Origin of the sequence: Gaetbulibacter sp. M240 (assembly GCF_043876815.1) — a bacterium.
In the GTDB taxonomy this organism is placed as follows: domain Bacteria; phylum Bacteroidota; class Bacteroidia; order Flavobacteriales; family Flavobacteriaceae; genus Gaetbulibacter_A.
The window spans coordinates 343,354-360,240 of the sequence record NZ_JBAWKA010000003.1; the positions used below are offsets into that span (position 1 = coordinate 343,354).

Annotated in this window: 13 protein-coding genes and 1 riboswitch; of the genes, 11 read left to right on the top strand and 2 right to left on the bottom strand. The window is 38.7% G+C overall.

Going from position 1 to position 16,887, the window contains the following annotated elements:
* The first annotated feature begins 6 nt into the window (after positions 1-6).
* The 8 genes from V8G61_RS10680 (at position 7) to V8G61_RS10715 (ending at position 7,808) form a co-directional block, all read left to right on the top strand.
* Entirely contained in the window at positions 7-1,203 is a 1,197-nt protein-coding gene (locus V8G61_RS10680) for a glutamate-5-semialdehyde dehydrogenase (protein WP_394875652.1), read from the top strand.
* A gap of 1 nt (position 1,204) precedes the next feature.
* The gene (gene proB / locus V8G61_RS10685; RefSeq protein WP_394875653.1) at positions 1,205-1,969 is read left to right on the top strand and encodes a glutamate 5-kinase; all 765 of its coding nucleotides are present in this window, start codon (positions 1,205-1,207) and stop codon (positions 1,967-1,969) included.
* Positions 1,970-1,972: 3 nt separating this feature from the next.
* The gene (locus V8G61_RS10690; RefSeq protein ID WP_394875654.1) at positions 1,973-2,911 is read left to right on the top strand and encodes an N-acetylornithine carbamoyltransferase; all 939 of its coding nucleotides are present in this window, start codon (positions 1,973-1,975) and stop codon (positions 2,909-2,911) included.
* A gap of 1 nt (position 2,912) precedes the next feature.
* Positions 2,913-3,689, top strand: coding sequence for an acetylglutamate kinase (gene argB, locus V8G61_RS10695; RefSeq protein ID WP_394875655.1), 777 nt, complete (start codon positions 2,913-2,915; stop codon positions 3,687-3,689).
* Entirely contained in the window at positions 3,686-4,744 is a 1,059-nt protein-coding gene (locus V8G61_RS10700) for a M20 family metallo-hydrolase (RefSeq protein ID WP_394875656.1), read from the top strand. Before argB ends, V8G61_RS10700 begins: the two co-directional genes overlap by 4 nt.
* A 41-nt stretch (positions 4,745-4,785) precedes the next feature.
* Positions 4,786-6,060 (top strand): argininosuccinate lyase, encoded by a 1,275-nt coding sequence (argH, locus tag V8G61_RS10705; protein WP_394875657.1) that lies wholly within the window; start codon positions 4,786-4,788, stop codon positions 6,058-6,060.
* Between the two features lie 14 nt (positions 6,061-6,074).
* Positions 6,075-7,256, top strand: a complete 1,182-nt coding sequence (locus V8G61_RS10710; protein WP_394875658.1) for a glycoside hydrolase family 130 protein — start codon at positions 6,075-6,077, stop codon at positions 7,254-7,256.
* Between the two features lie 312 nt (positions 7,257-7,568).
* A complete protein-coding gene (locus V8G61_RS10715; protein WP_394875659.1) occupies positions 7,569-7,808 on the top strand; it encodes a CDGSH iron-sulfur domain-containing protein in 240 nt (79 codons plus the stop codon).
* 85 nt (positions 7,809-7,893) lie between these two features.
* On the opposite strand, the gene leuB is transcribed toward V8G61_RS10715, so the two are convergent.
* Complete coding sequence (gene leuB / locus V8G61_RS10720; protein ID WP_394875661.1) at positions 7,894-9,012, bottom strand: 3-isopropylmalate dehydrogenase; 1,119 nt, start codon at positions 9,010-9,012, stop codon at positions 7,894-7,896.
* A 10-nt stretch (positions 9,013-9,022) separates the two neighbouring features.
* A complete protein-coding gene (locus V8G61_RS10725; protein WP_394875662.1) occupies positions 9,023-10,198 on the bottom strand; it encodes a 2-isopropylmalate synthase in 1,176 nt (391 codons plus the stop codon).
* A 148-nt stretch (positions 10,199-10,346) separates the two neighbouring features.
* Here V8G61_RS10725 and V8G61_RS10730 point away from each other — a divergent pair, with 148 nt between their 5' ends.
* From V8G61_RS10730 to thrA, 3 genes are all read left to right on the top strand, one after another.
* Positions 10,347-11,897, top strand: coding sequence for a hypothetical protein (locus V8G61_RS10730; RefSeq protein ID WP_394875663.1), 1,551 nt, complete (start codon positions 10,347-10,349; stop codon positions 11,895-11,897).
* A 79-nt stretch (positions 11,898-11,976) separates the two neighbouring features.
* Positions 11,977-12,083, top strand: a riboswitch (SAM riboswitch).
* A 116-nt stretch (positions 12,084-12,199) separates the two neighbouring features.
* On the top strand, positions 12,200-13,477 hold the full coding sequence (locus V8G61_RS10735; protein ID WP_394875664.1) for an O-acetylhomoserine aminocarboxypropyltransferase/cysteine synthase family protein: 1,278 nt from the start codon (positions 12,200-12,202) through the stop codon (positions 13,475-13,477).
* Positions 13,478-13,483: 6 nt separating this feature from the next.
* Entirely contained in the window at positions 13,484-16,885 is a 3,402-nt protein-coding gene (gene thrA / locus V8G61_RS10740) for a bifunctional aspartate kinase/homoserine dehydrogenase I (protein WP_394875666.1), read from the top strand.
* Positions 16,886-16,887: the final 2 nt, after the last annotated feature.

Consider the following 16,887-nt stretch of genomic DNA (forward strand, 5'->3'; position numbering starts at 1 on the left):
TAGGCCATGAACACCTTATTATCCATAGAAAAGAGAAATGCCGTTTTAAGGAACATGGCTAAGTTATTGGAACAACACCGCGAAGCCATCATTACCACGAATAAAGCTGATTTAGATGCCTATAAAGGTGATGATATTTCTATGTTCGACCGCTTAAAGGTCGATAACGCCAAAGTTGATGAGATGATGGCATCCGTTTTACATTTGGCGCAGCAAGATGACCCTGTTGGCGTGGAACGATTTAGTTTTACACATGATAATGGTATTCAAGTCTATAACAAAACAGCCTCTTTTGGAACCGTTTTGATTATTTACGAGTCACGACCGGATGTTACGGTGGAAGCGGCCGGGATTGCCTTGAAATCGGGGAATAGTATTCTGTTAAAGGGAGGTAAAGAATCTTTGCGATCCAATAAAAAAATTGTTTCATTATGGCATGAAGCCTTAAAAATGGAAGGTGTCTCAACGGATTGGATCAGTTATCTGGAGTTCAATCGCACCGAAACGCAGGCGTTTTTAGAAAAACCTACCCAAAAGGTCGATCTCATTGTGCCCAGAGGTGGGGAACGGCTTATCGCGTTTGTAAAACAGCATGCTCAATGTCCGGTTATTGTGAGTGGTCGAGGTAATAACTTTGTTTATGTTCATGAAGATGCCGATTGGGATATTGCTTTAAAGGTGATCCTCAATGGAAAGACTGCAAAAATATCAGCATGTAATGCTGTTGACAAGGTTTTAATAGATGAAAATTTAAAAGATAAAACCGAATTTATTCAAAAGCTGGTCATAGAATTGAAAGGCTTTGATGTCAAAATTTTTGGGGATAAAGAAACCTCAAAGATTTCCGGGATTTCACCTTTTGAAACAGAAGATATTTGGTATGAAGAGTTTTTAGATTATAAAATTGTGATCGGCGAGATTCCTTCGAATGAGGCGGCAATTGCAAAAATTAACACCTATTCCGGAGGGCATTCCTCAGTCATTATAACCAAAGATGAAACAGCTGCAATGCACTTTATGGAAAATGTAGATACGGCTGCGGTTTATCATAACGCTTCCACGAGATTTACAGATGGTAGCCAGTTTGGTTTAGGTGGTGAATTGGCTATAAGTACTGATAAGTTGCACCAACGCGGGCCCATAGGATTACAACATTTGGTAACTAACAAATGGTATGTTTATGGTAGCGGACAAATACGATAGAATGCAGAAAAAGAAACGTATATTATTAAAGATAGGTTCTAATACCTTAACCAAGGAGACCGATAATTTATCGCGGGGGAAGATCGAGGATATTGCGAATCAGATTGCCCTCCTCAAAGATGAATACGAGTTTATTATCGTGAGTTCAGGAGCGATTGCTGTGGCAAAACAATTTGTGAAACTGGAAAGTCAGCAGGACAGTGTTTTTGTAAAGCAAGCTCTGGCATCCATAGGGCAACCCCATTTGATCCGCATATATCAGGAAATTTTTAGATCTTACGGTTTACTAACATCCCAGTGTTTACTGTCGTATTCAGATTTTGAAAAACAAGAAAGTAAAACCAATATTATAAACACCATAAACGTGTTGGTAAACAATAATTACATCCCTATTATTAATGAAAATGACACCGTAGCCACGGATGAAATTAAATTCGGGGATAACGATAAATTAGGGGCATTAACAGCAGTTTTATTGGGCGTCGATCTCTTTATCATTGCTACCAATACGAACGGGATTTATACCAAAGCTTCGGTGACTAACAAAAAACCTGAAACCATCCGGGAAGTCACCGATTATGAGCATTTAAAACAAGAGGTGTTGCCATCTAAATCCTCGCACGGCAGTGGTGGTATGCTTTCAAAAATAGAAGCAGCCAACGTTACAAAACAAGCTAAAATAGAAACCTGGATCGTCAATGGACTGGAAGACGACTTTATACTGAATGCTTTTGGAAATAAAGTGCCATTCACAAAAATAAAATAAGGAATGAAACATTATACCTCGATACACGATATAGATCATATTCAAACCTGGATATCGGAAGCCTTGGCCTTAAAAAAACACCCTGTAAAGCACCACGCTTTGGGAAAACATAAAACCCTGGGTTTATTGTTCTTTAATTCCAGTTTACGAACGCGTTTAAGTACTCAGAAAGCAGCCTTGAATCTCGGTATGGATCCCATGGTAATGAATGTTTCCGGGGATGCCTGGGGCATTGAATTTGGCGATGGTACAGTTATGGATGGGTCTACCGCTGAGCATATCAAAGAGGCCGCAGCAGTGGTTTCACAATATTGTGATATTATTGCAGTAAGAGCTTTTCCTACCTTAACGGATAAGGAAAGAGACGAAAATGAGGTAGTTCTTAATGCTTTTAAAAAATATGCATCGGTTCCTGTAGTTAATATGGAAAGTGCCACAGCGCACCCGCTTCAGGGTCTTGCCGATGCTTTAACGATTTCAGAATTTAGTAAAAAGGCACGACCTAAAGTAGTTCTTAGTTGGGCGCCCCATGTAAAAGCTTTGCCTCATGCGGTGGCGAACAGCTTTACGCAAGTTATGCAAAAAATGGATGTCGAATTTGTGATCACAAATCCTAAAGGCTATGACTTAAGCCCCGAGATCACTAAAAATGTCCCTGTGATCCACGATCAAAAAGAGGCTTGTAAAAATGCTGATTTTGTATATGTGAAGAACTGGAGTTCCTATGATCAGTACGGACAAATTTTAGAAACCGATAGGTCGTGGATGATCACCAAATCGTTACTAGGGCAAGCTAAATTTATGCATTGTTTGCCGGTGCGTCGAAATGTAGTTGTTGAAGATGCCGTATTGGATAGTCAGAATTCTATTGTGTTGCATCAGGCGAATAATCGAACCTATGCCGCACAATTGGTGTTGAAAAAACTATTAGAAAACCTGTAACATGGACAGTTTAAAAATTATAAAGGTTGGCGGAAATATTATTGATAATCCGGAAGCCCTAGATCATTTTTTAGAACAGTTTGCTGCATTGCAGGGACCTAAAGTATTGGTTCATGGCGGTGGAAAATTAGCCACAAAATTAGCTAAGGATATGCAGGTTCCTGTGAATATGGTTGAAGGAAGGCGTATTACCGACGCGGAAACCTTGGATGTTATTACCATGGTATACGCGGGTAAAATCAACAAAGGTATTGTAGCCAAATTACAAGCTTATAAATGCAATGCTATAGGTTTTACAGGTGCAGATGGGAATACAATTTGTTCGGTAAAACGACCGGTAAAGACGATCGATTATGGTTTTGTAGGAGATATTGAACAGGTAAACGCAGACGTATTACAAGTCTTGTTAGAACAGCAAATTACCCCAGTGTTTTGTGCGATAACCCATGATAATCGTGGGCAACTGCTTAACACCAATGCTGATACTATAGCGTCTGCATTAGCAGTCGGACTCTCTGAATTTTTTAAAACCGAATTAATCTATGTGTTCGAAAAGAATGGTGTTTTGTTATCGGTAGATGATGATAATTCTGTTATTCAAACTATTAATTCTGAAGGTTATAATACTTTAAAACGAGAAGGTGTTATTGCTGATGGTATGTTGCCAAAGTTAACTAATTGCTTTGACGCTTTGAAGGCTGGTGTGTCAAAAGTGATCATCGGAAATGCCACAGTCATTAGTGCAAATCCTCAAAAACATACAACTTTAAAGTTATGATACAGAAACTTAAGAGTGAGGCGATCGAGCTTTTAAAAAAACTAATAGAAACACCATCATTTTCGTCGGAGGAAGACCAAACCGCACAATTGATCGAGGATTGGTTTAAGGCTCATAATCTCACGTATACCCGAACTAAAAACAATGTTTGGGCAGTAAATAAACACTTCGACGCAAGTAAACCAACACTGCTATTAAATTCCCATCACGACACGGTAAAACCCAACACGGCTTACACTAATGATCCGTTCAAAGCTTTTGTGGAGGATGGAAAGTTGTTTGGCCTTGGGAGTAATGATGCCGGGGGTTGTTTGGTATCTTTAATAGCGACTTTTACTTATTTTTACGATCATACGAATCTAAAATATAATCTAGTTTTGGTCGCTTCCGCGGAAGAAGAAAGTAGCGGCCCTGATGGCTTGAACAGTATGCTTGAGGTGATCCCAAAAGTGGATGTGGCCATTGTAGGCGAGCCAACGCTCATGAATCTCGCTGTTGCCGAAAAGGGCTTGGTAGTATTTGATGCTAAGGTTGAAGGCACTCCAAGTCATGCCGCGCATCCTAATAACAATAATTCTATTTATAACACGATTGCCGTGCTGCAATGGTTCAAGGATTTTAAATTTGAAAAAAGTTCGGAGGTTTTAGGTGATGTCAAGTTAACGGTAACCCAGATAAAGGGAGGATCTCAACACAATGTGGTACCTGCCGATGTTGACCTTGTTATTGATGTTCGTGTTAATGACGCCTATACGAATAAGGAAATTGCAGAGATATTACAAAAAGAAGCACCTTGTAAGATAGAACCAAGAAGTTTGCGTTTAAATTCGTCGTCTATTCCAATGGACCACGATCTGGTAAAAGCAGGAATAGCTCTGGGGCGCTCCACTTATGGGTCACCAACTTTATCGGATCAGGCGACTTTGTCTTGTCCAAGTTTAAAGTTAGGACCCGGAGATAGCACGCGTTCGCATTCTGCAAATGAATTTATTTATGTTCATGAAATTGAAGAAGGCATTGAGATTTACATAAAGCTGTTGGAGAAGGTATTATAAGTTAAAAATTAGATCCGAAAAAAACATAAAACAAAAGAAGCATGAAACTTTGGGATAAGGGTATATCAATAGATAAAAAGATAGAGCAGTTTACCGTTGGTAATGATCGGGAGATCGACAGCCATATTGCAAAATATGACATTATGGCTTCGAAAGCACATGCCAAAATGTTGCAGAAGATTGGTGTTATTTCAGTGGAAGAGTTGGTGGAATTGCTGGGTGGTTTAAAAAAGCTAGAAGAGCAAATTGCTAATGGCACATTCGTTATTGAGGACCAGTTTGAAGATGTACATTCAAAAATTGAATTTGAACTTACAAAATCACTAGGAGAAGTCGGGAAAAAGATCCATACGGCGCGTTCCAGAAATGACCAGGTTCTAGTAGCTTTACACCTGTATTATAAAGATCAGTTGGAGGCGATTCAAGCAAAAACAAAAACATTGTTTGATACTTTACTGGGACTTGCGGAAAAATATAAAAATAATGTTTTACCGGGCTATACACACTTGCAGGTAGCGATGCCATCCTCGTTTGGGTTATGGTTTTCAGCCTATGCTGAATTGATGATCGATGATGTATATCTGTTACAAGCAGCTTCAAAAACCGTAGACCAAAACCCATTGGGTTCGGCTGCAGGTTATGGTAGTTCGTTTCCCATCGACCGTGAAATGACCACCAAAGAATTAAAGTTTTCAACTCTTAAATACAATGTGGTAGCAGCCCAGATGGCGCGTGGAAAAAACGAACGCACAATTGCTGCTGCCTTGGGTGGATTAAGCAATACATTGGCACGATTTGCTATGGATGTATGCCTGTATATGAGTCAGAATTTTGGATTTATCAGCTTTCCCGATGCTCTTACAACCGGGAGTAGTATTATGCCTCACAAAAAAAATCCGGATGTTTTTGAACTGATCCGTGGGAAATGCAATAAGATTCAGGCACTTCAATCTGAAATGATCCTGATCACCAACAATTTACCCAGTGGCTATCATAGGGATTTCCAGTTGCTAAAGGAAAATATGATCGCCGCTTTTGAAGATTTGAAGGCTATTTTGGATATCTTTGATTATGCCATTCAACAAATTGAAGTAAAGAACGTAGATCTGAATGATTCAAAATATCACTATTTGTTTACGGTGGATAATATTAATACTCTGGTTGAAGACGGAATGAGCTTCCGCGAAGCCTATCAGAAGATTGGCGGACAGGTTCAGGATGGTACTTATAAACCGGATACTTCAAAGAAACATACACATTTAGGAAGTATGCATAATTTGGGTCTAGAAAAGATCCGAGCGAAGTTTCCAGAATAAATTAAAACGAAAAAATGGATGTTAACATCTATAAGAAGTTACTTTTAAGGATAGTTTATGCTTTGGCTATCATGCTTCTTGTAGTGAATTGTGGTCAAAAAAAGACTGATGAATTAACTGAAGATGATAAGGTTGATTGGGGGTTTCATACCGTTGAAAAAGTAGATTCCTTGAATCCCATTTTGAAGCCCTCGGTAGATTTTTCTTTTGAATCTCCAATTTCTAATAAGACAGTCTATTGGGAGAGCCGGAATGTTCTAAATCCGGCAGCTGTGGTGCACAACGAAACAGTGTATCTCTTTTATAGATCCCAGGATTCCAGCGGAACTTCGCGCATTGGTTTGGCTACGAGTACCGATGGTTTACACTTTGATAAAAGGTCAAAACCTGTTCTGTATCCGGATGAGGATCCTATGATGCGCTACGAGTGGCATTATAAAAAACTAGCCAATGACACCTTGGATACGGATTGTAAGAACTGTTTGTTTGATGGCATTGAAGATCCGAGAATTGTAGGTAGCCCGGATGGGAATTACGTGATGACCTATACAGCCTATGATGGGAAAACTGCTCGGTTGAGTGTGGCCACCTCGAGCAATCTGTTACATTGGACGAAACAAGGTCTGGCGTTTGAGGATAAAAAGTACCGAGATGTATGGTCGAAATCAGGGGCGATCGTTGCAGAACTTCAAGGTGAAAAGGTAATTGCAAAAAAAATAAACGGCAGCTATTGGATGTATTTTGGTGATACTGATATTTTTCTTGCAAAGTCGGATGACCTGATCCATTGGGAGATTTGTGAGAATGAAGAATCTAAAAACCCGATTTCAGTGTTGTATCCACGCCCGGGTTATTTTGATAGTCGGTTGGTAGAACCCGGCCCTTTCGCTTTATATACAGCCAAAGGAATTTTACTCATATACAACGGGAGTAATGCTGCAAATTTTAATGATACTGAATTACCAAAATTCACCTACGCCGCAGGGCAAGCCCTTTTTGATAAGGAAGCACCATATATCTTGTTGGATAGAACGAGTGACTATTTTATTTACCCGGATAAACCATATGAAAAAATAGGTGAGGTAAATCTGGTGTGTTTTGTGGAAGGTTTGGTTCCTTATTCAAACCGTTGGTTCTTATACTACGGCACGGCAGATTCTAAGATTGCTGTGGCAACAACCGTGTTGGATGAATAGAATTCATTCGTAAATGATTATAAAGAGATTCCTCGTTTCACTCGGAATGACATTCAAAATCGTCATTATGAGGAGCAAAGCGACGTGGTAATCTTATCAAGCGAATTGCTTCCTGTAGATTCCAGGCTTCATTTGGAATAACAAAACATCTTTCATATTACTCTTGCTGCGTTAGCGATTGAAGCGGCATCCTTTTTTGGTACAAAAAAGATACAGCGTAAAGCGCGACCCTTGGGGAACGCCCAAATAGATTTTTATAATCAGAATTTTGATTTCAATACTTATTTCTTATATTACTTAAAAATTAATGATATGAGCAAAGCAAAAGTTGCCGGAACAGCACCGGTTGAAATAGAGTTAAACAAAGGTGAAACCAAGTATTTCTGTTCTTGTGGTGAATCGGATAAGCAACCGTTTTGTGATGGTTCACATCGTCGTAATGATTTCGAACCGGTTGTTTTTGAACCAAAGCGTGATGGTAAGGCATTTTTATGCATGTGCAAGCAGAGTAGCAATTTGCCGTATTGCGACGGGAGTCATAACAGTCTTTAAGATTTATAAAAAGCAAAAAGCGCATATTTACATGCGCTTTTCTAAGCAATACTACGTTTAATTTGTTGACGACTAACTCTAAAAATTAAATAATAGTCGATTGCCCTAAATGTATGTTGGTAAAGTTAAGGTTTGTTTCATCAGGATTATTGATGAAATCCTCAATGAAATCTCCTACTTTAGTTGTGCTTATATTGTCGTATTTTGTATTTAAATCTGGTGTTGTGATATGCAGTTTTAATGATTTGCCTACCCCATCGCGTACACGAACGGCCTCATCATCCAGACCAAAATGATCTAACAACATGGCGGCTGATAAAATGGAGGCTATTGGATTGGCAATACCTTTGTTTGTAGCCGGACTGTACGAACCGTGAACAGGTTCGAACATAGCATGGTCTTTTCCAAGAGATGCTGAAGCGAGAAGCCCTATCGAGCCGACAATAACACCAGCTTCTTCAGATAGAATATCTCCAAACATGTTTTCGGTAAGTAAGACATCAAATTGTTTTGGATTAATGATGAGTTCCATGGCTGCATTATCGATAAACATATAATCGAGTTTTACATCTGGATATTGTGGTGCTATTTCTTGAACCACCCGACGCCAAAGTCGTGAACTTTCCAGCACATTTGCCTTATCAACCAAAGTTACTTTTTTGCGTCTTGCCTGAGCAGCTTTGAACGCCGGATGTGTGATACGTTCGATTTCCTGGCGCGTATAAGCACAGATATCAGAAGCTTCATTACCGTCGTCGCTTAATTTTTTTTCTCCGAAATAGATTCCTCCCGTAAGTTCGCGGTATATCAGAATATTGGTGTCTTTAACTTTGCTTTTCTTTAAAGAAGCCTTGTTTAATAACTCTTCATAAGCGATCACAGGTCGGATATTCGCAAAGAGATCAAGAGCTTTTCGCAATTTTAGTAAGCCTTGTTCCGGACGCATTTTGGCATTCGGATCAATATCATAGGCTGTAGTTCCGATGGCTCCAAATAAAATAGCATCTGCGTTTTTGCAAATGCTAAGCGTTTCTTCAGGGAGTGGATCGTTATGTTTATCAATAGCGCTGGCCCCAATCAAACCATATTGAAACGTAAATAAATGATTGAACTCCATAGCAACAGCTTTCAAGACCTTTACGGCTTGTGCTGTAACTTCTGGGCCAATACCATCGCCCGGTAAAACGGCAATATTTAGTTTCATTCGTTTTGTGCTATGCGGAAATGATTTCCTTATACAATTTACAACTTTCTATGATTTGGTGGATATCATTATCATCAACTTCTTTTTTCTTATCTGCAAAATCTAAAAAGTTTTTATAAACTTCGTCTAATTGAAGCTTCGTTAATTCATAACCAACATTTTTGGCACGATAGGCCAAGGCGGCTCTACCACTACGTGCAGTAAGCACAATTGCAGAGGCGGTTACGCCAACATCTTTTGGATCGATGATCTCATATGTTTCACGGTTCTTGATCACCCCATCCTGATGGATACCAGAACTGTGTGCAAAGGCATTAGCCCCTACAATAGCTTTATTAGGTTGCGTGTAAATCCCCATACGATCGGAAACCAACTGGCTTATACCATACAACATTTGCGTATTGATATTCGTGTCTAAGTTTAAGTAAGGGTGTTGTTTTAGGATCATAACAACTTCCTCAAGCGCCGTATTTCCGGCACGCTCGCCTATACCGTTTATGGTACATTCTATTTGACGTGCTCCATTTATTACCCCTTCAATAGAATTCGCGGTGGCTAAACCTAAATCGTTATGGCAATGGCAGGATAAAATAGCTTTTTCGATGCCTTTTACATTTTCTTTTAGGTATTTTATTTTCGCTCCGTATTCACTAGGTAAACAATAGCCTGTAGTATCGGGAATATTCAAAACGGTAGCACCTGCTTTTATAGCAGCTTCACATATGCGCGCTAGGTAGTCATTGTCTGTTCTACCAGCATCCTCCGCATAAAACTCGACATCTTCAACATAGGTTTTAGCAAGGCTTACAGCTTTAACAGCACGTTCTATAATGGCTTCGCGATTTGATTTGAACTTGTGTGTAATATGTGAATCGGAAGTTCCTATACCCGTATGAATTCTCGGTTTTTTGGCATATTTCAGCGCTTCTGCAGCTACTTTTATATCATTTTCTACAGAACGTGTTAAGCCGCAAACCGTAGCGTTTTTAACAATTTTAGAAATTTCTTCTACCGATCTAAAATCACCAGGACTCGATACCGGAAAACCAGCTTCAATCACGTCAACTCCCAATATATCTAACTGCTCAGCAATAATAACTTTTTGCTCAGTATTCAGTTTGCAACCGGGTACTTGCTCACCATCTCGTAAGGTCGTATCAAAAATTTGGACTTTGTTATCAGACATTTATTAAAATATATTTTCTAATTGTACTACGAATGTATATTTTGGTTTGGAAAATAGAGAATTCATCGTACATTTATTACGATGTTTAAACTAATATTTTGGAACCTAAAAACCTAATAGTCAAAAACTTAAGGTTTAGATTATAACTATGACAAGAGATCAAAAAGATAATTTGTTTGTATTGGTAAAGTCCCTCTCGAAGTCTGAAAAGCGTCAATTTAAACTTTATGTCGGAAGATTAGGGGTAAATGAGGACTCAAAATTTTTGATGCTATTCAATATTTTAGATAAACTTTCTACTTACGACGAATCAGTAATCATTAAAAAAGGGATTGTAAAAAAGCAGCAATTATCGAATCTGAAAGCCCACCTTTACAAACAGATCCTAATCAGTTTACGTTTAAACCCGTCCCATCAAAATATTCGAATTCAAATTCGGGAACAGCTTGATTTTGCTACGATATTGTATCATAAAGGCTTGTACAAACAAAGCTTAAAAATATTGGATAAAGCCAAAAGTTTGGCAATCTCCCACGAAGAGAAGAATATTGCCTACGAAATTGTCGAGTTGGAAAAGGTTATTGAATCACAATATATCACAAGAAGTTTAAGTAATCGAGCTGATGAATTAACCATACAGGCTAAAGAACTGAGCGTTCAAAATGTGTTGACCAGTAAATTATCGAATTTATCGTTGCAGTTGTACGGTTTATTTTTGAAAACCGGCTATGTTAAAAACGATGAAGAGCATAGAATAGTCACTAAATATTTTCATGATCGCCTACCTAAATACGATATTAATAACCTGGGATTTCGTGAAAAACTTTGGTTGTACAAATCCTATTTGTGGTATAGTTTTTTAACGGTAGATTTTTTATCCAGTTATAAATACGCTTCCAAATGGGTGGATTTGTTTTATGAAAATAAAGATATGATCCAGTTGAACCCGGTGTTTTTCCTGAAAGGGAATCATTATTTGCTTGAAGCTCTTTATTATTTGAGACAGCATGAAAAGTTCAAAGAAAGTCTTGAGCGTTTTGAGAACGTGACGCAAAAAAAATGGTTTCATACCGACGATAATGTGGAAGGTTTAGCTTTTCTATACATCTACAACAACAAATTTAATCTCTATTTTATGGAAGGCCGTTTTAAGGCGGGATTACCATTGATCGATGAGGTTCTGGATCGCTTAAAAATTTATAAAGATCGTATTGACGAGCATCATATTATGGTGTTCTATTACAAAATGGCCAGTATGTATTTTGGTGCCGGTGAGTTAAAAAAGTGCATTCAGTATTTGGATAAGATCATCAGTAATAAAAGCCTTCAAATGCGAGAGGATTTATTGTGTTTTTCAAGGATTTTGAACTTGGTAGCGCATTACGAGGCAGGATTGGATTATAATCTCGATGTATTGATTAGAAGTACCTATAAGTTTTTAATTAAAATGGAGGATCTGCACGAGGTTCAGAAGGAAATCATTAAATTTTTACGTGGCTTGGGGGATATTTATCCGCATGAAGTTCCAGCGGCCTTCACCAGACTTCATAAAAAATTAAAAGAATTTGAGAATGACCCTTATGAAAGTCGGGCGTTCTTGTATCTCGACATTATTTCATGGTTGGAATCGAAGATTGAAAACAGGCCTATCGCAGAAATTATCCGGGGGAAATTTGAGGCCAATCAGTTAGAAAAATAAAAATAACCTCTAAAAAATTTGGATATTCCATTTTTCTAATTGAATATTTGTACTCACAAAGTTCAAAAAACGTATTGAAATGTTATCAAGAAAGGCAGAGGGAATAGACCCGTTGAAGCCTTAGCAACCCTTTACCTGTAAAGAAGGTGCTACATTCTACTAAATGAAAATTTAGATAGATAACTAACGAGTTACTTTTAGTAATTTATTACATTTTCTTTTTAACATTTTTCTATGAAGTACGCTTAAGGGCGCATTTTGGCTTTAGGTTTAATTATTTTAAAACTAAAAAACTTAGAAAAATGAGTACACAAAAATTAGCAACCCATGCATTACATGCTGGACACGATGTAAAAGCCACTTGGGGCACAAGAGCAGTTCCGATTTATCAAACCACCTCGTATGTGTTTAATGATTCCGATCATGCGGCCAATTTATTTTCACTACAAGAATTAGGCTTTATTTACACCCGTTTAAACAATCCAACAAATCAGATATTACAAGAGCGTTTAGCCGCGTTGGAAGGTGGTGTTGGTGCTGTGGTTTTTGCTTCCGGAACGGCAGCGATCGCGACAGGCTTTTTGACTTTATTAAAGTCCGGCGACCATATCGTAGCGTCTAGTAGTTTATATGGTGGAACTTATAATTTGCTTAAAGTAACCTTGCCACGTTTAGGTATCACAACAACGTTTGTAGACGCCGATAATCCGGATAATTTTGCGGCAGCTGTTCAGGTTAATACACGAGCCTTTTTTGTAGAATCCTTAGGAAACCCAAAACTGGATGTTTTGGATCTGGAAGCGATTGGAAAACACTCGAAAGCCGCGGGAGTGCCTTTTATAGTTGATAATACCGTGGCGACCCCAGCCCTGTTAAACCCTATAAAGTACGGGGCGAATATTGTGATACACTCTCTAACCAAATATATAGGAGGACAAGGAAATTCCCTTGGAGGGGTTATTATTGATGCCGGAACTTTTAAGTGGGACAATGGTAAATTCCCTGAGTTTACGGAACCCTCGCCAGGTTATCATGGTTTGAAATATTATGAAACGTTAGGAGCTCCGGCTTATACTTTTAAATTAATTTTGGAAGGCTTACGAGATTTTGGTGGTGCATTAAGTCCAACCAACGCCTTTAATATTATTCAGGGCTTAGAAACCTTGCCCTTAAGAATAAAGAAACATAGCGAAAATGCACTAGATTTGGCACTGTGGTTAGAAAAGCAGGATGCCGTAGCCTGGGTTAATTATCCCGGATTAGCTTCCAGTAAATATAAAGCGCTTTCTGATAAATATTTGCCAAACGGACAGAGTGGTATCATAACCTTCGGTGCGAAGAAGGGTTTTGAAGCGGCAAAAGCAATTGCTGACAATACCAAATTATTCTCTCTATTGGCGAATATAGGAGACACAAAATCTTTAATTATTCATCCGGCAAGCACAACACACCAACAGCTTACCGAAGAAGAGCAGGCTTCAGCCGGTGTTACCAGTGATCTAATTCGCTTGTCTGTTGGAATTGAAGATCTGGATGATTTAAAAAGTGATTTAACTGAAGCTTTTAAAACGATAAAATAGAACCCCTTGAATTCAAAACTGAAACATACCAGAATTACTAATTTTACTACTGAAAGTGGTGTCCTATACCCTGAAATTCCTTTGAGCTACCAAGTTTTCGGTAAGGCGTTGGGTAAGGCTCCTGTGGTGCTGGTAAACCATGCCTTAACGGGAAATAGTAACGTGGCCGGAGAGGATGGCTGGTGGAATGATCTTGTGGGTGACGATAAGGTTATCGATACGAAACTTTACACGGTATTGGCCTTTAATATTCCCGGAAATGGGTATGATGGTTTTGTGATCGAGAATTACAAAGATTTTGTAGCCAGAGATGTAGCCCGGATTTTTTTACAGGGTTTAACGACCTTAAAAATTGAACAAGTTTTTGCTATAATTGGTGGTTCTTTGGGCGGTGGTCTGGCCTGGGAAATGGCTGTTCTGAAACCCGATGTGGCCAAACATTTGGTAACCGTGGCCACAGATTGGAAGGCTACTGACTGGTTGATTGCCAACTGTCAGATTCAAGAACAGTTTTTATTGAATTCGAAAAACCCGGTACATGATGCCCGTATGCATGCCATGCTGTGTTATCGAACTCCGGAATCTTTTAAAGCACGTTTTCAGCGTAGTAAAAATGAAGATCTGGAGATATTTAATGTGGAAAGCTGGTTGCTTCATCATGGTAAAAAGTTGCAGGAACGTTTTCAGTTATCTGCCTACAAATTGATGAATCAGCTATTGAAGACCATAGATGTGACCAAGGGAAGACCCGAGGCTTTCAACGTTTTAGATAATATTGAAGCCAATATTCATATCGTGGGTGTCGATTCTGATCTGTTTTTTACGGCTGAAGAAAATCGGCAAACACATAAACAATTGGCAGTGTCGCATGCGAATGTTACTTACAATGAAATTCATTCGGTGCACGGTCATGACGCCTTTTTAATGGAATACGAACAATTAGAGAAGATTATCGAAGGCATTTTTGTGCCTGATTCAAAAAAGAAAAAAATGAAAGTGATTAAGTTTGGCGGGACGTCTCTTGCGAATGGTGAAGGTTTGGAAAAAGTGATTTCCATAGTAGAAGCAAAAGTGAAGGTCGGGGAAAAAATAACCCTCGTGGTTTCCGCCAGAGGAAATGCCACGGATGCGCTTGAGTCTATATTAGATAAGGCATATTTGGGCAAAGATTATAAAGCCGATTTTGAAACTTTTAAAGCCTATCAATCGGAACCGCTACCATCTGTGGATTTTGAAGCCGAATTTTCAACATTAGAAAAACTGTTTGAAGGCGTGAGTTTATTGCGCGATTACAGTAAAAAAACCAAGGATGAGATTTTAGCACATGGTGAATTACTAGCCGTTAAAATGGTATCTGGGTTACTGAATGAGCGTGGTATTAAAGCACAGCCTACAGACGCTAGAAAACTAATAAAAACGGATGGCAGTTTTGGAAATGCGCAGCCTATTGCACAACTGTCCAAGGACAATATCAAGCAGTATTTTAAAACTATTTTAACCGATACCGTGCCCGTAGTTACTGGTTTTATTGCATCCAATGCGAATAATGAAACAACTACTTTGGGCCGTAACGGTAGCAATTATACAGCTGCATTACTAGCCAATTATCTCGATGCCGAAGAATTGCAAAATTATACCCATGTAAATGGTATTTATACGGCTAATCCTGACCTTGTTGAGGATGCCCAAAAGATCAGGGAACTTTCGTTTAGTGAAGCCAATGAGTTGGCCAACTTTGGAACCACCGTTCTGCATGCTAAAACGATTATTCCGTTGGTTGAAAAAAACATCAATCTTCGAATTTTGAACACCTTCAATCCTGAGGATGAAGGTACTTTAATCACTGCAAAACCGAATTCTAAGGAAGTTACATCCTTATCTGTTTTGGAGAATGTATCCCTAATAAACCTCGAAGGTCGCGGTTTGCTGGGGAAAAGTGGTGTTGATGCCCGTATTTTTGGAGCTTTAGCAAATAAGGATATTAGTGTGAGTATCATTTCGCAAGGGTCTTCTGAACGTGGGATAGGTCTGGTTATTAACGCCGACCAGGCAACTCAGGCTGTGATTGCTCTTGAACGTGAATTTGAACGTGATTTTTATTCTCAGGACGTGAATAACATTCATGTTGTTGACGATGTTTCGGTAATTTCCATTGTGGGAATTGCTTTAAGTTCTTTCCACAAACCATTTAACGCTTTGATCAAAAACCAAATCACACCTTTATTGTTTAATAATACAGTTACAGGAAAAAATGTGAGTTTGGTGGTTAAAAAACAGCAGCTTCATAAAGCCATGAATGTGATTCACGGAGAGGTTTTTGGGATCTCAAAGAAGATCAATATTGCTATCTTCGGTCACGGTTTGGTGGGTGGCGCGCTTATCGATCAGATATTAAAGTCGAAGGATGATATTGAGAAGCGTAAAGGCATTTATTTAAATGTTTTTGCGATTTCAAATTCGAAAAAATTAATATTAAATAAAAAAGGGGCTACAGTAAACTGGAAGTCAGAAATACAAAATACGACCACGGAAAGTTCGATTGAAGCGATCATTGATTTTGCTAATACGCATCATTTAGAGAATTTAATTGCGGTGGATAATACTTCAAGCAGCGATTTCCATAAGAATTATGTGCCTCTTGTAGAAGCCGGATTCGATCTCGTATCGTCTAATAAAATAGCGAATACCATTTCACATGATTTTTATACTACACTTCGCAGTCATTTGAAAGAACACAATAAGGAATATCTGTATGAAACCACAGTAGGGGCGGGTTTACCATTAATTGACACCATTAAATTATTGCATGAATCCGGGGAGAATATTACCCGAATTCGTGGGGTGTTTTCAGGAACTTTGAGTTATTTATTTAACCATTTTTCAGTAAAGGATAAACCTTTTAGTACTATTGTACAGGAAACTATAGATAAAGGATTTACAGAGCCCGACCCGCGCGAGGATTTTTCAGGGAATGATGTCGCTAGAAAATTATTGATTTTGGCCAGAGAATTGGATCTACGAAATGAGTTTGAGGATGTGTCTATTCAAAATTTAATTCCCAAGGAATATCAGGATATTTCGGTAGAAGACTTTTTGGGGCAGTTGAATGTTCTTGATGACGGATTCCAAACCCTTAAAGAAGAGCAAGCTGACGGTCATGTATTGCGGTACGTAGGCGATTTATTTGGAGATCTATCTCAGGATAAAGGTCAGTTGGAAGTAAAATTGGTTTCTGTGCCTGAAGATAGTACCTTGGGCCATGTTAAAGGTAGTGATGCTATCTTTGAGATATTTACCGAAAGTTATGGAGAGCAACCCATTGTAATTCAGGGTGCCGGTGCCGGTGCTGAGGTAACGGCAAGAGGCGTTTTTGGTGATATTTTGAGATTATCCAAACATATAAATTAGTT